Origin of the sequence: Faecalibacterium sp. OF04-11AC (assembly GCF_003460645.1) — a bacterium.
Lineage (GTDB): Bacteria > Bacillota > Clostridia > Oscillospirales > Ruminococcaceae > Faecalibacterium > Faecalibacterium prausnitzii_I.
Genome location: NZ_QTVP01000020.1, coordinates 23,766 through 43,305 on the forward strand (window position 1 = coordinate 23,766; position 19,540 = coordinate 43,305).

Here is a 19,540-nt window from a genome sequence, read left to right on the forward strand (position 1 = left end):
GTCAGGGGTTTGGTCCCCCTGGCCTCCGGGTACTTGGCGTCAAAGGCCTCCTGGCTGCCCAGGCCCTGCAGGCCGCGTCGATCCGGGCCAGCAGGGCGGGGTCTTCCACAGCCCAGCCCGCAATGTGGCCGCCGCCCAGCATCAGCTCGCCCTCGTACACCTTGCGCAGCTCGTTCTTGCGGGCACCGATGGGCTCAATGAGGGTGCAGGCCGGGTCATCGGCCAGCATCATCACATGGGGCGTTTCGAGGCAGGCACCCCGGCGCACCGCCATGCGGGGCGGGATGCGCTCCTCCACCGTCCGCTCACTGGGGCGGATGGCCTGGCGGGCCCCCTGGGCATAGCTGTAGGCTTCCAGGTCGATCTTGCCCACAAGGCCCTGCCGCACCCGGCCGCTCCGCTCGGTGCGCTCCACATAAATGAAGCCGTCTACCGCGCGGGTCAGCACGTTGTGGGCATAGTCCTCCATGGTCTCGTGGATCTTGGCCACCCGGGCGGGCACATCGCTTTCTTCCAGATAGACCTCCGGCAGGATCAGGTTCAAGGCGCTGGGGCTGCCTGCTGCCGCCTCCGCGGCCCGCTCCCAGTAAGAACGGTCGCTGGTAAACTGATCACAGGCCACACAGCCCCACTGCTCCAGCGGGATCTGCTCCGCAGGCAGCAGAATGTGTGCCGGGGAAAAGCACGATGTCTGATTCATAGTGGATCCCTCGCTTTCATCTTTCCAAAAATGCAGCCAACGCAATACTTGCGATCACTCGAACCGGCCCGCCGCGTCGTCCCGGATGACGGTGTGCTCCACACCGGCGTCCTCCAGCATCTGGGTCAGGGTGGTGCGGCCAGCTTCATCCAGCGTGGAAGAGCCGGGCACCTCCACCAGCAGGTTTTTCATGCCCAGCTGGGCAGCCGGCACGCCCAGCGCGCTGGTGGCATCCGTCACCTGGCTCAGGCTGTAGCCGTACCAGAGGGTGACTTCGGTGCCAAAACGGCTCTGCCAGGCGGCAATGTCCGCCGCCAGCTGCCCAGCACGGTCCACACCGTTGGTACTGCCGTAATCCTGCTTGGAGCTGGTGGAAGACGGGAACTGCACGTTCTTCAGCAGCACCTGATCAAAGCCCATGCCGTGCACTTCCTCGATCAGGTCGCCGATATACTGCACCGCCTCCGCCGCATAGGGGTTGAGCCACGGGTTTCCGCCCGCCGAGGCCTTGTTGTCCAGCCAAAGGTATTCCTGGCCTTTATAGCGGATGGCCATGGCGTGGTCCGCGCGGGCACCGGCCGGGTCACGGAACGCGGCCAGCTGCGCCACCGGCGTGATGCCGTTTGCCTTGAAGACGCGGGCAATGGCTGCCGCATCCACCGGGTTTGCCGCCACACTGCCCGCGGCTGCAGGCACCTGGGAGGCATAATACAGGCTGCCCGCCGTATCCTTGAGCGGGACCACCGCATACACGGCACCCTGTGCCGCCAGCTGCTGGGCAGCGGCGGTGATGGCAGCTTCATCGGTCAGGGTGGTCACATCCACTTCCGCCCAGCTGCCCGCCACAATGGCGGTGCCGGGGGTGGGTTCCGGTTCCGGCGCAGGCTCTGGCTCCGCCACGGAAGAAGCCGCCGCTTCCGACGCTGCCGTGCTGCTGGCTGCCTCCGAGACGGCCGGAGAGGAAGCGCTCAGGTCGCGGTTGCGCACCACCGTGTACCAGGTGTGGGTGGCCCAGTCCAGCACATGGGGCGCGGCCAGCCAGCCGATGCCCAGCACCGCCAGCACCAGCACCGCAATGCCAATGCCCTTTTTCAGCTTCATTTCCCGGCTGTAAAAACTGCGCCGGTAGCGCTTGACTTTGGGGCGTTTTTTATAGTGTGCCATAGTTCGTTACTCCCCTCCTTGCAGAGATCAGAGGATCACAGAATGTCCGGTAAAGCCATAGATGGCCAGCGCCAGCACGCCGATGTAGACGAGGGTGACGGGCAGGCCGCGGAACGCCGACGGGATGGCCCGGCTGCGCAGGCGGTGCCGTGCCTCCGTGACCAGCAGGACAGCCAGCAGGTAGCCCAGGCCGCTGCCCAGGCCAAACCCCAGGGACTGGCCCAGCGTAAAGCTCTGGGTGCGATCCACCAGCACCGTGCCCAGCACGCAGCTGTTGATGGCTGCCGTCGGCAGGATGCGGAGGAGCTGGCCGCTGCGGGGGCCTTTGACTGCCCGGAGCACCAGATGTTCAAAAATGCAGACCACCGCCACGCAGGCCACATAGACCAACGGGCGGAGCTGGGCGCGGTTTGCCAGCGGGGCAATGAGCCAGCCGGCGTAGAACGCCAGCGGGGCCACCAGCAGCTGGGTGACACAGAGCAGCAGCGCAAACCACCAGCTGTTGGTGCGGTCGTCGCCCACCAGCTGCACCAGGCGGGACACGCCCAGGCCGCGGGTGAACACGGCGCTCTGCGCAAAGACAGCCAGCACCGCATAGCTGCAGAAGATGCCAACGGCACGCAGGACTTCACTCATGCTCGCGGTTCGCCTCCTTCTGGTGATGCACGGCCACGGTATTGCGGGCCTCTGTCTTCAGGTAATTTTCCGGTGCTGGGCCAGGGCGCGCCAGATGGCGCACAGGATGCCCAGCACGATGAAGCCGCCTGCCGGCATTCCGGCCATGGGCAGCACCGGGCGGCTGAGCAGCGGCAGGCCGAACACCGTGCCCAGTGCCATCCACTCCCGCACACAGCCCAGCAGGAGCAGCAGCAGCACATAGCCCAGCGTGATGCGCAGGCCCTTGGAGGCTGCTTTCTGCATGGTCTCCTGCACACGGCCAAAACGGTAGATGAGCATGGGCTCCACCACCAGCATGGGCAGGTAGATGCCCAAAGCCAGCAGGTCCACCCCGAACAGCGCGTTCAGGATGGGATACACGGCCAGATACACCACTGCCGCGCTGCCGCTGTAGATGAGGCCGCGGGGCAGCAGTTTTTCTCCAGTTCTTCTTTGGCGGGCTGCTCGTCCCGCAGGGGGAACGCCCGGCTCAGCAGGCAGGCCAGCATCCGGGAGGGCGTCAGCAGCAAAGCCACGGAAACCGCCAGCATCAGGGCGTTTTTGCCCGTGGTGGCAAGCACCACCAGCGGGGCCAGGCCCATGCCCTGCATGACCACCGGGTTATTGAGGAACACACGGTCATGGTGTGCGTATTTTTCCGGGTCCCGGACGATCATTTCCGCAACAGAACGTCTCATTCGGCCCCCTCCTTTCCGGCGGTGTCTCCCGCGTTTTTCCGGGAGTGCAGCAGTGCATAGAGATGGGTCTCGGTGCGGTCCATCCAGCCGGAAATGCTGTTGACCGCCAGCAGCGCAAAGCAGACACCGGTCTCATAGACGCCGAAATAGCGGAAGCCCACGGTCACAACGCCCATCAGCACGCCGTACAGGATGCGGCCCAGCCGGTGGTGGGCGCAGGTGTACGGCTCGTTGAGGAGGAACACGGCGCTGAACAGCATGGCACCCGTGAGCAGCTCGTCCCGCACACAGCGCAGGCGGAACGCCAGATTCATCAGCAGCGGGCCGTTGTCCAGACCCACCTGCCGGGGAAACAGGAACACGATGACCGCGCTGGTGATGAGGAAACTCAGCGTCGCGCTGAGACGGATGTCTTTCTGCACCCAGAGGAACAGCCCGCAGGCCACCAGCACCAGGGCGGCACCCGTGCCCATGGGGGCCGCGTACTCGCCCAGCCCCAGGGAAAGGGTGCTGATGTTGAGGGTGCCGCCGCTGCGCAGGGTGTCCGAGATGGTGCTGGACACGGCCACGCCGGAGGCATCCCAGAGCGGGATGCTCGCGTAAGGCTGCGGATACCGGAACACCTGCTCCGGCCAGGAGACCGCGGCCACCACATAACCCACAGCGGCCGGGTGGAACGGATAGCTGCCGTAGCCGCCGAACACCTCTTTGCCGATGAGGACGCCCGCCAGCACCGCCGCCACCAGAACATACCAGTCCACCGTGGCGGGCATCAGCAGGGCGATGATGAGGCAAAACTCTCATTGGAATAATCTTTGGGCTGGTACACCCGGCGCCGCAGCAGGGAGATGAGGCGGTCGCACAGGTTGCCCACCAGCAATGCCACACCGCAGAGCAGCAGCGGGCGTGGGCCGTAGAAATAGCAGGACATCCAGAGCAGCGGCACCACCATCCAGCAGATGTGCTTGTAATAGTGGCCCGTTTGGGTCAGCTCCTGCTCCTGCCGTTGGATCAATGCTTCTTCCATGGGCAGCTCCTTACAGCGCGGCCAGCTGACGCACCGCGTCCGCCGGGTCGGCTGCGCCAAACACGGCGCTGCCTGCCACGAGGATGTCCGCCCCGGCCTCCGCGCAGAGAGGAGCCGTCTTGGCGTCCACGCCGCCGTCCACTTCCAGCAGGTAGTGAGCAGCCCGCTTCTCCCGCTCGGCCCGGAGCCAGCGGAGTTTGTCCAGCGCCGAGGGCATGAACTTCTGCCCACCGAAGCCGGGCTCCACGCTCATCACCAGCACCAGATCCAGCTGGTCCAGATAAGGCTCCAGCGCCTCCGGGGCGGTGCCGGGCTTGATGGTCAGGCCCACCTTGCAGCCCAGCGCTTTCACCGCGTCGATGGTCTGCTGGATGTCATCCTCGCACTCGAGGTGGAAATTGTACAGCGTGGCACCCGCCTTGATGAACGGCTCTGCATACTGCAGCGGGTGGCTGATCATCAGGTGGACATCATAGAACGCGTCCGGCATGGCCTTGTGGAGGCTCTTGAGCACGGGCACGCCAAAGCTGATGTTGGGCACAAAGTGGCCGTCCATCACGTCATAGTGCAGCATCTGCGCGCCGGCATCCAGCACCATGCGGCAGTCCGCACCCAGGCGGGAAAAATTGGCTGAAAGAATCGAAGGACTTACGATCGTCATTTTAATTTACTCTCCGTTATTTTTAGAGAATTCTATTCTGCAAGTCATGTCAAAACCGTCGTTTTTGCGGTGGGAAACAGCCCTGACATGGTTACTTTTTAGTTTACATGAAAACGGGCAAAAAATCAAACCCGCGGCCGTGTTTTTCACGGAAAGAACGCAATCCGCCGCGGCAAATGTAAAAGCAGCCAGACCATCCCGAGCGCCCGGGGTAGTCTGACTGCCGTGATTCAGTTGACAGGTTTCATGCTGGCGGGGTCTTCCACCGCGCCGGGGCGTCCGCTCTCGTCGGGCAGGCGCTTCATCTCGCCGGGGTTGGGCGGCTGGGTGGGCAGGGTGAAGACGAACTTGCACCACTCGCCCTGCTGGCTCTCCACCCGGATCTGACCGCCGGAGAGGTTCACCAGCACCTTGCAGATGTTCAGGCCCAGGCCGGCACCCCGGGCATGGAGCCCGCGGGAGCGGTCTTCTTTATAGAACCGCTGGAACACATAGGGCAGTGCCTCCGGGCTGATGCCCTGGCCGGAGTTCCAGATCGAGATTTCCACTTCAGGGCCCAGCTTTTCCACCGAGAAGCGGATGGTGCCGCCTGCCGGGGTGAATTTGATGGCGTTGTCCAGCAGGTTGTAGGCCACCTGATGGATGAGATCCGGGTCGGCGTAGACGAGGACTTTTTCGTCCATGGTCAGGCCGTCAATGTCGATCATCCCGTCGTTGATCCGCTGCTCCGCCGAGAGGGCCACGCCGGTCAGGGTCTCCCAGATGTTGAACATCCGGGCGTTGACCTGATACTCGCCGCTTTCCAGCTTGGAGAGGTCCAGCATGTTCTGGATCAGCCGGGCCAGCCGCCCGGTCTCCTCACTGACCAGCTGCAAATAGTGGTTCTGCATCTCTGGCGGGATGGTCCCGTCCAGAATGCCGTCGATGAAGCCCTTGATGGTGGTCATGGGGGTGCGCAGCTCGTGGGCGATGTTGCCCATGAACTGGCCCCGGGAGTTGTCGTTCATCTGGATGTTTTCGGCCATGGTGTTAAAGGTGCGGGCCAGATCGGCCACTTCGCCCTCGCCCTCGACGCCCTCCACACGGACCGAGAGGTCGCCGCCGCCAAACCGCTGGGCGGCATCCGTCACTTTCTGGAGCGGGTCGGTAAGCTTGTGCATCAGCACTTTGGTCAGCACGCTGGCGCAGAGCAGCATCACGCAGGACGACAGCAGGAAGTTGGACCAGAACTGCTGCTTGAACTCCGTCAGCTGCTCACCGGAGGAGCAGAGGAAGACATAACCGCTGTGTCCGCCCCGCTCCGAGCGCAGATCACTGGCCGAGATATAGCTCTTCTCCGTGAGCACGCCGTCCATGGTACTGAAGAGGTGGTAGTTTTCCGGTGCCGCGTCGGTCTTCTGCAGCACCGCTTCCGGCACAGCGCAGCCGCTGAGCTTGTCCGGGTTGGAGGCGATGAGCACGTTGCCCTCGTTGTCCGTAAAGAACAGGTAGGCCTCCGCGCTCTCGCCAATGATCTCCAGCTTGGTGCTCAGGGTGTCCAGCTCCTCGCCCTCGGGCAGAGCCGCCTCCTGCACCAGATACTGCGCTGTCCGCCGGGTGACATTGACCACCTCATCCAGCGTGGCGTAGCGGTCCTTGGCAAAATAATTGCTGAACAGCAGCCACTCTGAACCGCCCATCAACACGATGCCCAGCACCATCAGGGTGGACACCGTGGAGAAGAACGCCACGGAAATACTCTTGCGCATTACTGACGCACCTCGAATTTATAGCCCACGCCCCAGACCGTCTTCAGCTCCCATTTGTCGGAAGCACCTGCCAGCTTCTCACGGAGGCGCTTGACATGGACATCAATGGTGCGGGAATCGCCGTAATACTCAAATCCCCACACCTCGTCCAGCAGCTGGTCGCGGGTGTAAACGCGGTTGGGGTGGGAGGCCAGGCAGTTGAGCAGCTCCAGCTCCTTGGGAGGAGCCTCCACCACCTTGCCCTTGACCCGCAGCTCATAGCTGTTCATATCCAGCCGCAGGTTGTCAAACTCAATGACGCCCTCGGTGCTTTCCGCCGCGGCGGAGGAATTCTGGCAGCGGCGGAGCACCGCCTTGATGCGGGCCACCACTTCCTTGGCGTCAAAGGGCTTGACCATATAATCGTCGGCACCCAGCTCCAGGCCCAGCACCTTGTCAAAGGTCTCGCCCTTGGCCGTCAGCATCATCACCGGGGTGTTGCCCATCTTGCGGATGCGGCGGCAGACCTCCAGGCCGTCCAGCCGGGGCATCATCACGTCCAGCAGCACCATGTCCGGCTTGACCTGGCTGAATTTTTCCAGGCCCTCTTCCCCATCGTTGGCGGTGGTGACCTGGTAGCCCTCCTTGGTCAGGTAGAGCCGCAGCAGCTCGCAGATATTGGTATCGTCGTCCACGACAAGGATCTTTTCGTTTGCCATGAGAGTGTTCCTCCTCTGTATTTGTTGTAAAGCAGGCCCGCCGGGAGCGGGTGGCCGCAAATTTCCAATGAGTCCCTATCTTTTATTATACGGAACAGTTATGACAAAATAAAGAAGCTTTTGTACATTTTTTGTTCAAATGGAGTGCTTTGACCCACAGCACGAAAAGGGCGGCCCGTTTCCGGGCCGCCCTCCTCTGCCGCTGCAGCGGCTGGCTGATCTTGCCGCTGGGGCCAGTGTTTCAATTGAGGTTCTTGGTGGAAGAATGTTTTGGTTACAGGATGGGGCTCTCGATGTTCTGGTTCTCCTGGATCCCATGCTTTTCGGCGTAGCCGGTCAGCATCAGGGTCAGAGCACCGTCACCGGTGACGTTGCAGGCAGTGCCGAAGCTGTCCTGCAGGGCAAAGATGGCGAGCATCAGGGCGGTGCCGGCGTCATCAAACATCAGCACGCCAGTGATCAGGCCCAGAGAGGCCATGACCGTACCGCCGGGGACACCGGGAGCGCCGATGGCGAAGATGCCGAGCAGCATGCAGAACAAGATCATGGTACCGATGCCGGGCAGCTTGCCGTAGAGGATCTTGGAGATGGTCATGCAGAAGAACACTTCCGTCAGGACCGAGCCGCACAGATGGATGTTGGCAAACAGGGGGATGCCAAAGCTGACCATATCCTTGCGCAGGACCTTGCTCTTGCGGGCGCAGTCCAGAGCGACGGCCAGGGTAGCGGCGCTGGACATGGTGCCGACAGCGGTCAGGTAAGCGGGACCATAGTGGCGGAGCACTTCCCAGGGGTTCTTGCCGGAGTAAGCGCCTGCCAGCAGATACAGGACCGTCAGCCAGATGTAATGGCCGATCATGACGATAATGATGATCTGCAGGAACGCGGGCAGCTGATGGGTGATCATGCCCTCATAGCTCAGGTTGCAGAAAGTGGTGGCAATGTAGAACGGCAGGATGGGAATGATGATCTTGCTGACGATGTCCAGCACGATGTTCTGGAACTCGGCCAGGAAATCACAGGTGAGCTTGCTCTTGGTCCAGGTAGCGGCCAGGCCAACCAGCACGCTGAGGACCAGGGCGCTCATGACACTCATGATCTGGGGGATATTCAGCTCAAACACAACGCCCGGCAGCTCCCGCAGGCCAGCGACTTCGGTGTCGATGGACAGGTGAGGGATCAGCGCGTAGCCGGCAGCCGTGCTCATCAGTGCCGCGCAGATGGACGAAACGTAAGCGATGACAACCGCCACGCCCAGCAGGCGGGACGCGTTCTTGCCCAGCTTGGTGATGGACGGTGCGATAAAGCCGATGATGATGAGCGGGACACAGAACGTGATGAGCTGGCCCATGATGTACTGCAGGGTAACGACCACCCGCATGAAACTCAGCGGGAAGACCTGACCCAGGATAATGCCGATCACGATGCCCAGCAGCAGCCGGAACGGCAGATTGTTCAGTAGCTTTTTCATAAATAGTACCCCTTTTCCTCCCTGCATGGGATGCAGGGTTTTTGCACATGATTTTTCCGGCAGCCGTATGCCGCCAGAGAGGTTACTCCGCTTCGGGGAGATGTTTGTTCAGCATCAGGTCCAGGATGACCTTGTCGCTGGTGCCGTGGGTGCTCAGGGTCGCAAAATTGTCCAGCGTGTATTCCACGTTGTCTTCGATGATCCCGTCGGTGCTCTGCACCCGGATGCCGCGCGTGCCCATGGCCGCTGCCTGGCAGGCCGCGTTGACACAGGTGGAGATCTTGAGGGCACAGTCCGCCTTGGCACCGTCGCAGACCATACCGGTCACGTTGCCCACCATGTTCTGGATGGCACAGCAGATTTCATGGTAGCCGCCGCCCAGCAGGTAGGTGATGCCGCAGGCGGCACCAGTGCCGGCCACGGTCGCGCCGCAGAGGTTGCTCAGGCGGCCAAACTTGGATTTGATCCGGATGGCGATGAGATTGGAGAGAGTGACAGCCCGCAGCATCTTTTCTTCGTCGATGTCCAGCCAGCGGGCCGCTGCCACAACAGGCATGGTAGCCGTAATGCCCTGGTTGCCGCTGCCGGAGTTTGCCACCACCGAGACCGGGGCACCCGCCATCCGGGCGTCCGCGCCCGCCGAGGCGATGATCATGGCATTGGTGGTCAGGTCGCGGGTCATCAGGCCCTTGCGGCAGTTCAGCTCCAGGTTGCGGCCAATGGCCAGGCCGTACTCCTTGGAGAGGCCCTCCTCGCTGATGGCGGTGTTCACTTTGACGGCGCTGCGGATGATGTCGATGGGGTCATGCAGCGGGTCAAGCTCCTCCGTGCAGTAATCCCAGATGGACTTCACGGTCAGGAACGCGGCGATCTCTTCCGGCGGCACCAGGTCGCGTCCGTCCGGAGACTGGGCCGCGGCGTTTGTCTTGTCCAGCGTGGTCTCGCCGTCCTGCTGGACCAGCACCACATTGGTGTGCAGGTCCCGGACCACGGCACGGCCGGTGTGTCCCTCGCCCTTGACCGTCACGTCCACATAGAGCTTCTGGGGCACCTGTGCCACTTCCACTTTGACCTTGCCTGCTTTGACGAGAGCTGCCGCCTGCTCTACCTGCTCCGGGGCCACATAGTTCATGACCTCCAGCAGGTGGACAGGTTCACCGCCCACCGCGCCGATGGCGGCCGCGTAATCCATGCCCTCGTAGGAAGTGCCCGGGATGCCCGCCGACATCGCGTTTTTGATGATGTTGACGCTGGCGCTCACCAGCACCTCTTCCACCGTGTTGGCTCCCGCCCGACGCAGTGCGCACCCCGCCTCGGCGGCGGTCAGTGCCACGGCACCGGGCTCCGTACATCCGGTCGCAAGCTCCATCTCGCTGTTCAGGATCCGAATGAACATGTTCTTTTCCATATTCGTTTCATCTTCCTTTTCTTTCGGCTCCGCTTTGTGCAGAGCGATTCCTTTTCTTCTTCATATACTCCCGGCATTCCGGAGCAGAAGAGCTTTTCAGCCCATGATCCATCCCTTCCGGAAATGGCCGGGCACTTTATACCATACTGCTTCCTCCTTTGCATTTTGATGGGAAGGCTCCTGCTTCCCTGCTGACCCCATCGTATTCTTTTGTGACAGAAATTTCAATAATTTTTAACTTATATTTTACAAAATCATCGTTAACGACAAATAGTACGACAAATTATGAGCATTTTCACAAATACCCACCGGTTCAATTCCTTTTCAGTCGTCAAAACCAACAATTTCAGTTGGCTGCACACGCAAAATTCATCTTGTGGGTGAAAAACATTTTCTCACTGTGCTGCCTCTTGCGCTCCCCTCCCCCTTTGCGTATAATGATAGATGTATTATTATGTTCACCCAACGTGTAAGGAGCGTATTTTATATGAAACTGGGGATCGTCGGATTGCCAAACGTGGGCAAATCCACTCTGTTCAACGCCATCACCTCCACCAAGAACGCGGAGGCTGCCAACTATCCGTTCTGCACCATTGAGCCCAACAGCGGCATCGTGGCCGTGCCGGACAAGCGGCTGGACAAGCTGGCCGAGGTGTGGCAGACCAACAAGAAGACCCCTGCCATCGTGGAGTTCGTGGACATTGCAGGCCTGGTCAAGGGTGCAAGCCAGGGTGCCGGCCTGGGCAACAAGTTCCTGGGCCACATCCGCGAGTGTGACGCCATCGTGCATGTGGTGCGCTGCTTTGACGATGACAACATCATCCATGTGGTGGAGGATGTGACCAAGGCCGAGGCCGTGGATCCCATCTCCGACATCGACGCCATCGACTATGAGCTGATCCTCTCCGACCTGGAAGTGGTGCAGAACCGCGCGGGCCGGATGGCCAAAGCCGCCAAGAGCGGCAACAACAAGGGCGCCGCTGCCGAAGCAGCCTGGCTGCAGCAGCTGGCTGACCACCTGAGCGCTGGCAAGCCCGCTCGCAGCTTTGATTTTGATGAGAGCGACGCCGAACAGCAGACCGTACTCCACGAGATGGGCCTGCTGAGCGCAAAGCCCGTCCTCTATGCCTGCAACGTGGGCGAGGATGACCTGATGGAGGGCATCGAGAACAACAAGTATGTCCCGCTGGTGGCCGCCCGCGCGAAAGAGGAGGGTGCCCGCTACATCCCCATCTGCGCCAAGACCGAGGAAGACATCGCCGATTACTCCCCCGAGGAGAAAAAAGAGTTCCTGGCCGAGATGGGCATTGAGGCCAGCGGCCTGGACAACCTCATCACCGCCAGCTACGACCTGCTGGGCCTGATCTCGTTCCTGACCGACGGCAAGAAAGAGTGCCGCGCCTGGACCATCCGCAAAGGCACCAAGGCCCCGCAGGCTGCCGGCAAGATCCACAGTGATTTCGAGCGCGGCTTCATCCGCGCCAGCGTCATCGGCTACAGCGACCTGGAGGCCAACAATTTTGATTACGCCGCCGTCAAGGCCAAGGGCCTGCAGCGCACCGAGGGCAAGGAGTACGTTGTGAAAGACGGCGATGTCATCGAGTTCCTGTTCAACGTCTAAACCTCTCCGTCTCACTTCGTTCGACAGCTCCCCTGTCAGGGGAGCTTATCAGGAAAAGGATCAAAATTATGATTATCGGTATTATGGGCGCAATGCCCGATGAAGTCGATCAGCTCTGCGCAAAGCTGGAAAACGTCACCGTGGAGCCCTACGGCGGCGTGGAGTACCACAAGGGCACGCTGGCAGGCAAGCAGGTGGTGGTCTGCTGTGCCGGCATGGGCAAGGCCAATGCCGCCGCCACCACCCAGGTGCTCATCACCAGGTTCGGGGCCGAGAAGATCATCTTCTCCGGCATTGCGGGCAACATGACCAGCAAGATCGGCATTGGGGATGTGGTCATTGGCAAAACGGTGCTCTACCACGACGCCCAGCTGGACATGATCTGCCAGAACCCGCCCTACCTGAAAGAATACTCCGGCGACCCGGCCTCATCGCCGCCGCCGAGGCTGCCTGCGCCGCCTGCGGCGTCCAGTCGCTGACGGGCAAGATCGCCACCGGCGACCTGTTTGTGGGCGACAGCGCCACCAAGGCCGCCATTGAGGCCAAGTGCGCCCCCGACTGCGTGGAGATGGAGGGTGCGGCTGTGAGCCAGATCGCCGCCAAGAACGGCGTTCCCTGCGTCATCCTCCGCGCCATGAGCGACAACGCCGACGAGGATGGCCACGAGGTGCTGGTGGTCAAAAAATTCAGCATTTCGGAGTACGTTGCCACCGCCACCAAGATCGTGGCGGCTATGGTCGAATCCCTGTAACCTCGCGGATACAAAAAACAGGCTGGCGCTGCCAGCCTGTTTTTTGTTATAGAAACTGTTCCAATTTGATCCGGTTGTCCTCCTCAAAATCCTGCAGTTTCTGCATCAGCGCTTGGAGCCGGGCGCGGCGTCCGGGTAATCTTTCTGGGATTTGATGCAGTCCATGACGCCCTGGCTGCTGCCCTCGGAGAGCATTTCGGCCAGATTCCGGGTGGATTTGTCGGTGAGGGTCTTCATCCCGATCCCCATCCGGGTGTTGAGTTTTGCCATGGTGCTCTGCCCCTGCGCCGTGCCGCCGCAGGCGGTAATGGCGGTGTGCGCCTCCTGGTTCAGCTCCCGATAGATGTTCCGCTGGCGCAGCAGCTCCGCCTTGAAGCGGGGTTCCTCTGCCATCGGCACGATCTGCTCCAGCGTGTTTTTGCCCATCTCGGTGTTCTGCACCACGGCTTCCAGCAGGTTGAGGTTGTCGTTTTTCTGATTTTCCATACAAAAAGAGCCCCCTTTTGGCCTTAGCATCTCCAAAAGGGGGCTCTTTTATCCGTTGTGGTTCAGGACTGGCTGACCTGATCGCCGCCCGCCTGCTGCACGGCCTTGAGCCGCTGCTGACAGAGCTGGAACACGGCCTCCCAGTTGCGGCCCCGCACCTCACTGGTGCAAGCCACGGCAATGGACTGCGGGATGGGCACCATCTTCATCAGGCCCACGGACGTCACACACTCGTGCGGCATCTGGCCATAGAGGGTGTGCAGCTCTTCCTCCAGCTCCTTGCAGTTCTTGTCCGCACAGCCGATCACAAACAGGCTGTCGGCCAGGCGGCAGACCACCCGTTCAGCCGGGCGTTCAAAGTGCTTCTTCCACTGGTTTGCCACAAAGCAGACCAGCTGGCTCATCACCACCGGGCCATACCCGGCCCGCAGGGCGTCGGCGTTGTCCAGCGCCACCAGTGCCAGCGAGGCGCAGCGGTGCTGGTCGGCCCACTCATCCAGGTGGGTGCAGAACTCCGTCTCAAAATAGCGGCGGTTGAACACACCCGTCAGGAAATCGTGGTTCATATCCTCGCGGCAGAGTTCGCGCTCCCGCGGGGTCATCCGGTCTTCCGGCAGGCCGCTGCCTGCCAGAGGCGCTGTCATCTGCAGCTCCCAGACTTTGCCCTCGGCAAAGATCTGGCGCCGCAGCACGCAGCCTACCTGCCCGTTGCGCAGCTCGTAGTCCACCATGAGGCCGTCGTCCTGCCAATAACGGCTGCTGTCTTCATCCAGCTCCGTCAGGGTCACGTCCTCAAAAGCGAGCTTCGCGTCCTGCACAAACCGCTGCAGGTCCTGCTCTGTACATTCTTTCTTCATGCGTTTTTCCCCATCATCTGCGCCCGCTTTCTCCCTCACGGTGCGCCTGTGCCTTCGTGGCCGCCACATACGGCCTCGATTCAAAGAGATTATAGCACTTGATGGAAACGCCTGCCAGCAAAACGCAGAAGTTTTCTCAAATGTTTTTATATTTTCGGCAAATTGCTAAAAGCATTTCAGTACGGGGCACGGGTTATGTGCGACAATACACCTCGCACTCTTCCAGAACGCGCTTGGCCAGCGTGGTTTTTGCAAACCCGTCCGCTGCACGCCAGATCCAGTTGCCGCCCAGCTTGCCGGGAGTATTCAGGTGGGCCTGCGCGCCCAGGCCCAGCCAATCATACATGGGGATGATGACCCGGTCCGCCACCGAGCCCAGCGCTGCCCGGATGAGGGCGATGCGGGCGTCGTCCACCTTGACGGCAGCCACTTCCTTGGCGGTGGGCTTGCAGGGGGTCGAGGTGGAGGTAGGCCGCCGCCGTGGCTTTTTCTTTCTCAGTGGCAGAATTTACCCACCAGTCGGTCAGGGTGGTGTTATCGTGGGTACCGGGTAGACCACGCAGTTCTTGACGTGATTGTGGGGCAGATACTCATTGTCCCCGCCGCTGAAAGCAAACTGCAGCACTTTCATGCCCGGGAATGTGCTGTCCGCCAGCAGTTCCCGCACGCTGGGGAAGAGCTCGCCCAGATCCTCTGCAATGATGGGAAGCTTGCCCAGCGCGGCTTCCAGCGCCTGGAACAGCTCCATCCGGGGGCCGATCTCCCACTTGCCGTTCTTGGCGGTGGCGCTGCCTGCCGGGATGGCCCAATAGGTGTCGAACCCGCGGAAGTGATCGATGCGGAGCAGGTCGTAAATGCCCAAAGCATGGCGGACCCGCTGCACCCACCAGGCGTATCCCGTCTGTTTATGGTACGGCCAGTTATACAACGGGTTGCCCCACAGCTGGCCATCCGCCGAGAAATAGTCCGGCGGGCAGCCGGCCACCCGGGCAAAGCGGCCCTCGCCGTCCAGCTCAAACAGGGGGCCGCCCACCCAGGCGTCCACCGAGTCCGCAGAGACGTAAATGGGAATATCGCCCAGGATCTTCACGCCCTTTGCATTGGCGTAGTCCTTGACGGCTTTCCACTGGGTGCCGAACTTGTACTGCAAGAACTTCCAGAAGCCGATCTCTTCCTCATGGGCGGCGCGGAACCGGGCCAGTGCTCCGGCATCCCGCGTCCGGTACTCCCGGGGCCAGTCGGTCCAGCTCTTCATCTGGTGTTCGGTCTTAAGGGCCATGTACAGGGCATAATCCTCCAGCCAGGCCTCGTTGGCCAGCGTAAAGGCATAATAATCATCCGGATAATAAAACGCGCAGCCGTGCTGGCCCGCGCACTGCTCCCGCCAAGCCTGATAAGCAGTGCGGAGCACTTTGTAGCGGCTGGTGTAGAGGGTGCCGTAGTCCACTTCCAGCGGGTTTTCGCCCCACTCTTCTGCCTTGAGCTGGGCCGCGGTGAGCAGACCCTCGGCCTTGAGGGCGTCGAGGTCGATGAAATAGGGGTTGCCCGCAAAGGCGGAGCAGCTCTGGTAGGGGCTGTCGCCGTAGCCGGTGGGGCTCAGGGGCAGGATCTGCCAGATGGTCTGGCCTGCCTCGGCCAGAAAATCCACAAACTCCAGCGCCGCTTTGCCAAAGCAGCCGATTCCATAGGGGCCGGGCAGGCTGGACACCGGCATCAGAATTCCACTTTCACGCATGATGTGTTCCCTTCCTCGTTTGGTTTTGTCCGTTTTTATGCTGGTTCCTATCATAACATAACCGCAGACTATTTTCCACAGGCAAAAATCGTGGTATACTTATGAAACCTCTCAGGCGCTTTGCGCCAGCCGTTCCCCTTTCGGCACTTCCGTGCCACCTCCCCCGGCCGGGGAGTCTTTCCGATCAGGGGAGCCCTTGGCAGAGAGATTTCGTTTTCGATGAACCCAATGGAGTCTGCTTGGAAACAAAACGGACTGCCAAAGCCTCTCCTGACAGGAGAGGTGTCATCAAGCGAAGCGACGATGACGGAGAGGTTTTCAGGAGGAAAATCTATGCAGCGCACTGAAAAATATTACGAGGCCGATGCGTTCCGCAGGGAAGCCACCGGCCGTATCCTTGCTGTGGAGCCGGGCAAAACGGGCGGAAAGCTGGCACTGGACGGCACCGTCTTTTACCCGGAGGGCGGCGGCCAGCCGGCTGACCGCGGCACCCTGACCCTGGCCGACGGCACCGTGCTCCACGTTACGGATGTCCATGAGAGCGAGGGCGTCATCTGGCACACGGTGGATGCCCTGCCCGCCGGGGCCGTGCCCGGGGCCGAGGCTGCCGAAGCCATCGACTGGGAATGGCGGTTCGATAAGATGCAGCAGCACACCGGCGAGCATATCCTCTCCGGCATCCTGCACGCCATGTTCGGGGCTGAGAACGTGGGGTTCCACATCGGCTCGGAGGCCGTCCGGATGGACACCAGCGTGCCCATCTCCGCCGAGGGCCTGCGGGAGGCCGAGCTTGCCGCCAACCGGATCGTCTGGCAGGATGTGCCTGTCCTCATCACCTATCCCACGCCGGAGGAGCTGGCGGCCCTGACCTACCGCAGCAAAAAGGAGATCGCGGGCCAGGTGCGGATCGTGACCATCCCGGGGGCAGACGTCTGCGCCTGCTGCGGCACCCACACCGCCACCACCGGGCAGGTGGGCCAGATCAAGATCCTGGCGTCCGAAAACTACAAGGGCGGCGTCCGGCTCAGCGTGGTCTGCGGCCAGCGGGCCCTTGCGGAAGCCCAGGCCATGCGGGCCCGGCAGGCGGACATTGGCGCTTTGCTGAGCGCCAAATCCACCGAGACGGCCAACGCCGTCCACCGGGTGTACGAGGAGTACACCGCCCTGAAATTTGCCCACTTCGGGCTGTGCAGCCAGTTATTTGACACCATGGCCCAGCTGGTGACCCCCGGGGAGGATGCCATCCGCATCGTGAACGGACTGGACCCGGACGGCCTGCACCGGCTGGCAGTCCGCTTGAGCGAGGCCACCAGCGGCCTGTGCGCCGCCCTGACCCCCACAGACAAGGGCACCGGCTACTGCCTGGCTCAGGCAGACGGTGACGTCCGCGCCCTGACCAAAGCCCTGAACACCGCCCTCAATGGCCGGGGCGGCGGCAAGCCCGGCATCTGCCAGGGCAGCTGCGCCGCCACACCCGAAGAGGCAGCGGAATTTTTGAAAAATCGGGAATAATCAACACAAACTACAAGGAGTCTGAATTACTATGAGAATGCGTTTCAAGCCCTATGCCCGCGCTGAGCTGCTGGCCAGCGACTTCCACGTCCACGACCCCTTTGTGCTGGGCGGAAAATGGCACGCCCAGTATGCCCGCCCGGAGCAGCCTTTTGTGCTGGAGCTGGGCTGCGGCAAGGGCGGCTTCCTCTCCCAGCTGGCCAGTGCCCACCCGGAGAACAATTACCTGGCATCGACATCACCGACAAGGTGCTGATCCTGGCCAAGCGGAAAGTGGAGGCCGCCTATCAGGCGGCTGACCGCCCCATTGACAACGTGAAGATCATGAGCGCCGACATTGAGCGGATCCACAACGTCATCTTCCCGGAGGACACCGTCAGCCGCGTCTACATCAACTTCTGCAACCCGTGGAGCAAGAACGGTTCCTCCCACAAGCACCGCCTCACCTACCCCCGCCAGCTCATCCAGTACCGGGCATTCCTTGAGGACGGCGGCGAAATTTACTTCAAGACCGATGACGACGACCTGTTCCGCGACAGCCTGGAATATTTCCCCGCTTCCGGCTATGAGATCACCTGGAAGACCTTTGACCTGCACGAGAACGAGCCGGAGTGGAACATCCGCACCGAGCACGAGGGCATGTTCACCGAAATGGGCATCAAGATCAAGGCCCTGATCGCCCGCAAGCTGCCCGGCGACGAGAGCGTGACCTGGGTGGAGCCCAAGGTGCTCAAAAAGCTGGCGGCTGCAGAGGCTGCTGCCGCCGAAGCCGCCGCGAACGAGGCCGAAAACCATGAATAATCCCTGCGAATTCTGCCTGAACAATCAGCAGGATGAATACGGCAGCTATTACTGTGCACAGGGGGCTGCCTTGGACGAGGACGAGATGGCCCGCTACCTTGCCCACGCCACAGCGGCCTGCCCGTTTTATGAGCCGGGCGATGAATATAAGATCGTGCACAGACAGAACTGACAGGAGGTGCTGTTTTTGTCGTTTTTCCTCAACACCACAGTCTGCGGCTTTACGCTGTATCAGATCCTGGCGTATTTCCTCATCTATTCCTGCCTGGGCTGGTGCCTGGAGGTGGTGTATGCCGCCGCCACGACAGGCCAGATCGTCAACCGGGGCTTCCTCAACGGCCCGGTCTGCCCCATCTACGGCTTTGGCATGGTCATCGTCCTGTTTGCCCTGACGCCGTTTGCGCGCAGCACGCTGGCGCTCTACATCGGCGGCGTCATCCTGCCCAGTGCGCTGGAGCTGGTGGGCGGCTGGGCACTTTACAAGCTCTACCACACCCGCTGGTGGGACTACAGCGATAAGCCGTTCAACATCGGCGGCTACATCTGTCTGGAGTTCTCCCTGCTGTGGGGCGTGGGCACGCTGGTGATGATGAAAGCCATCCACCCCACGATCGCCGGGTTGGTGGAGCTGGTGCCGCCTTTCATCGGGTTCATCCTGATGTGCTTCCTCTACGCCGTCTACGCGGCAGACGTTGTTGTCACGGCCGTGGCCGCCTCTGACCTGGCCCGGGAGCTGGACGCCCTGGAAAATGTGGCCGACAGCATCCACGCCGTCAGCGACGCCATGACCGAGATCCTGGGCACCACCGCCATGGAGGCTGACCAGAAACTGGACGAGAACCGTCTGCAGTTCAAACTGGCCGCTGCCGAGGCCCGGGACGCCGCTGCCCAGCTTTCGCCCAAGGAAGCGGCTGAGGCCATGCGCCGCAAGGCCGACGAGGCCCGGGACGCCGCCCGCCGGGCTTCCGAGATCTCCCGCCTCAATGCGGCCGAAGTCGCCAAGGCCGTCAAGCTGGCGGCCAAGGGCACAGCCGAGCGGACCGCCGAGCTGCTGCAGCTGGAACAGCTGGCCGAGGAGCTGGCTGCCCGGAGCGAGGAACTGCGGGAGCGCACCCGCCGCACGACCCACTTTGGCAAGGGCCGTATGCTCCGCGCCTACCCCAGACTGCGCCATGGTACCAAACAGCTCACGCTGGACGAACTGCGGGAGCGCCTCAAATACGAGCACAAGCACTCTGCATAAGAAGATACAAAAATGGGCCGTCCCTATGAAATGAACCCCAAAAGTTAGACAAAATTTAAAATCAAGCAACCTGAACGGTCTGAATCCTGTATTGCACAGGCTCAGGCCGTTTAGTTTTAATTTGATTCGGCAGTTGTTGTAGTAATCGATATACTCAACAATGGCCTTTTCGAGCTGTTCAACGGAATCGAATTTTTCCAAATAGAACAGTTCCGTCTTGAGCAAGCCAAAGAAGTTTTCAGCAACCGCATTATCCAGACAAGTGGCTTTCCGGGACATACTTTGTGTAATGCCTTTCGCTC

Annotated in this window: 20 protein-coding genes and 3 pseudogenes; 7 read left to right on the forward strand and 16 right to left on the reverse strand. The window is 61.4% G+C overall.

The annotated features are described in order from the left end of the window. Position 1 precedes the first annotated feature (1 nt). From DXA70_RS15115 to DXA70_RS09880, 12 genes are all read right to left on the reverse strand, one after another. Positions 2 to 700 (reverse strand): DUF1015 family protein, encoded by a 699-nt coding sequence (locus DXA70_RS15115; RefSeq protein WP_278321332.1) that lies wholly within the window; start codon positions 698 to 700, stop codon positions 2 to 4. 54 nt (positions 701 to 754) lie between these two features. Further along, positions 755 to 1,864 carry a putative glycoside hydrolase gene (locus tag DXA70_RS09840; protein WP_128118367.1) on the reverse strand — a complete coding sequence of 370 codons (1,110 nt, stop codon included), beginning with the start codon at positions 1,862 to 1,864 and terminating at the stop codon, positions 755 to 757. A 27-nt stretch (positions 1,865 to 1,891) separates the two neighbouring features. Then, a complete protein-coding gene (locus tag DXA70_RS09845) occupies positions 1,892 to 2,500 on the reverse strand; it encodes an Rnf-Nqr domain containing protein (protein WP_128118368.1) in 609 nt (202 codons plus the stop codon). Positions 2,501 to 2,557: 57 nt separating this feature from the next. Then, entirely contained in the window at positions 2,558 to 2,917 is a 360-nt protein-coding gene (locus DXA70_RS15120; RefSeq protein WP_278321333.1) for an Rnf-Nqr domain containing protein, read from the reverse strand. Continuing rightward, positions 2,887 to 3,219, reverse strand: a complete 333-nt coding sequence (locus DXA70_RS15125) for an Rnf-Nqr domain containing protein (RefSeq protein WP_278321334.1) — start codon at positions 3,217 to 3,219, stop codon at positions 2,887 to 2,889. Before DXA70_RS15125 ends, DXA70_RS15120 begins: the two co-directional genes overlap by 31 nt. Beyond that, a complete protein-coding gene (locus DXA70_RS09855) occupies positions 3,216 to 3,992 on the reverse strand; it encodes an RnfABCDGE type electron transport complex subunit D (RefSeq protein WP_243001287.1) in 777 nt (258 codons plus the stop codon). The genes DXA70_RS15125 and DXA70_RS09855 overlap by 4 nt, the downstream gene beginning before the upstream one ends. Then, positions 3,992 to 4,246: an RnfABCDGE type electron transport complex subunit D gene (locus tag DXA70_RS14535; protein ID WP_243001288.1), complete on the reverse strand. Its 255-nt coding sequence runs from the start codon at positions 4,244 to 4,246 to the stop codon at positions 3,992 to 3,994. Before DXA70_RS14535 ends, DXA70_RS09855 begins: the two co-directional genes overlap by 1 nt. Positions 4,247 to 4,256: 10 nt before the next feature. Next, positions 4,257 to 4,907, reverse strand: a complete 651-nt coding sequence (gene rpe, locus DXA70_RS09860) for a ribulose-phosphate 3-epimerase (protein WP_128118369.1) — start codon at positions 4,905 to 4,907, stop codon at positions 4,257 to 4,259. 230 nt (positions 4,908 to 5,137) lie between these two features. Beyond that, positions 5,138 to 6,655, reverse strand: a complete 1,518-nt coding sequence (locus tag DXA70_RS09865; RefSeq protein WP_128118370.1) for a HAMP domain-containing sensor histidine kinase — start codon at positions 6,653 to 6,655, stop codon at positions 5,138 to 5,140. After that, positions 6,655 to 7,353 carry a response regulator transcription factor gene (locus DXA70_RS09870; RefSeq protein ID WP_022256868.1) on the reverse strand — a complete coding sequence of 233 codons (699 nt, stop codon included), beginning with the start codon at positions 7,351 to 7,353 and terminating at the stop codon, positions 6,655 to 6,657. Before DXA70_RS09870 ends, DXA70_RS09865 begins: the two co-directional genes overlap by 1 nt. Positions 7,354 to 7,627: 274 nt before the next feature. Beyond that, positions 7,628 to 8,824 (reverse strand): dicarboxylate/amino acid:cation symporter, encoded by a 1,197-nt coding sequence (locus DXA70_RS09875; RefSeq protein ID WP_128118371.1) that lies wholly within the window; start codon positions 8,822 to 8,824, stop codon positions 7,628 to 7,630. Positions 8,825 to 8,906: 82 nt separating this feature from the next. Continuing rightward, positions 8,907 to 10,232: an L-serine ammonia-lyase, iron-sulfur-dependent, subunit alpha gene (locus DXA70_RS09880; RefSeq protein ID WP_128118372.1), complete on the reverse strand. Its 1,326-nt coding sequence runs from the start codon at positions 10,230 to 10,232 to the stop codon at positions 8,907 to 8,909. Between the two features lie 487 nt (positions 10,233 to 10,719). Here DXA70_RS09880 and ychF point away from each other — a divergent pair, with 487 nt between their 5' ends. After that, entirely contained in the window at positions 10,720 to 11,853 is a 1,134-nt protein-coding gene (gene ychF, locus DXA70_RS09885) for a redox-regulated ATPase YchF (protein ID WP_022256871.1), read from the forward strand. A gap of 92 nt (positions 11,854 to 11,945) precedes the next feature. After that, positions 11,946 to 12,604: pseudogene (locus tag DXA70_RS09890) on the forward strand (5'-methylthioadenosine/adenosylhomocysteine nucleosidase). 105 nt (positions 12,605 to 12,709) lie between these two features. Here the strand turns inward: DXA70_RS09890 and DXA70_RS09895 are convergent. The 3 genes and pseudogenes from DXA70_RS09895 to malQ all read right to left on the reverse strand — a co-directional run bounded on the left by DXA70_RS09895 (position 12,710) and on the right by malQ (position 15,682). Next, entirely contained in the window at positions 12,710 to 13,090 is a 381-nt protein-coding gene (locus DXA70_RS09895; protein WP_243001289.1) for a PA2169 family four-helix-bundle protein, read from the reverse strand. A gap of 62 nt (positions 13,091 to 13,152) precedes the next feature. Then, positions 13,153 to 13,947: a GGDEF domain-containing protein gene (locus DXA70_RS09900; RefSeq protein ID WP_128118373.1), complete on the reverse strand. Its 795-nt coding sequence runs from the start codon at positions 13,945 to 13,947 to the stop codon at positions 13,153 to 13,155. 193 nt (positions 13,948 to 14,140) lie between these two features. Continuing rightward, positions 14,141 to 15,682: pseudogene (gene malQ / locus DXA70_RS09905) on the reverse strand (4-alpha-glucanotransferase). A gap of 333 nt (positions 15,683 to 16,015) precedes the next feature. On the opposite strand from malQ, the gene DXA70_RS09910 reads away from it, so the two are divergent. Genes DXA70_RS09910 through DXA70_RS09925 form a run of 5 tightly spaced genes read left to right on the forward strand, consistent with a single transcriptional unit; the run spans position 16,016 to position 19,238 of the window. Further along, a complete protein-coding gene (locus DXA70_RS09910) occupies positions 16,016 to 17,194 on the forward strand; it encodes an alanyl-tRNA editing protein (protein ID WP_128118374.1) in 1,179 nt (392 codons plus the stop codon). A 31-nt stretch (positions 17,195 to 17,225) separates the two neighbouring features. Next, positions 17,226 to 17,450: a hypothetical protein gene (locus DXA70_RS14540; RefSeq protein ID WP_243001290.1), complete on the forward strand. Its 225-nt coding sequence runs from the start codon at positions 17,226 to 17,228 to the stop codon at positions 17,448 to 17,450. Beyond that, positions 17,363 to 17,995: a tRNA (guanosine(46)-N7)-methyltransferase TrmB gene (gene trmB, locus DXA70_RS09915; protein ID WP_243001291.1), complete on the forward strand. Its 633-nt coding sequence runs from the start codon at positions 17,363 to 17,365 to the stop codon at positions 17,993 to 17,995. The genes DXA70_RS14540 and trmB overlap by 88 nt, the downstream gene beginning before the upstream one ends. Beyond that, entirely contained in the window at positions 17,988 to 18,167 is a 180-nt protein-coding gene (locus tag DXA70_RS09920) for a DUF6472 family protein (RefSeq protein ID WP_128118375.1), read from the forward strand. Before trmB ends, DXA70_RS09920 begins: the two co-directional genes overlap by 8 nt. A 15-nt stretch (positions 18,168 to 18,182) precedes the next feature. Then, a complete protein-coding gene (locus DXA70_RS09925; RefSeq protein WP_128118376.1) occupies positions 18,183 to 19,238 on the forward strand; it encodes a putative ABC transporter permease in 1,056 nt (351 codons plus the stop codon). Between the two features lie 61 nt (positions 19,239 to 19,299). Here DXA70_RS09925 and DXA70_RS09930 read toward each other — a convergent pair. After that, positions 19,300 to 19,540: pseudogene (locus DXA70_RS09930) on the reverse strand (IS3 family transposase); the annotation flags it as partial.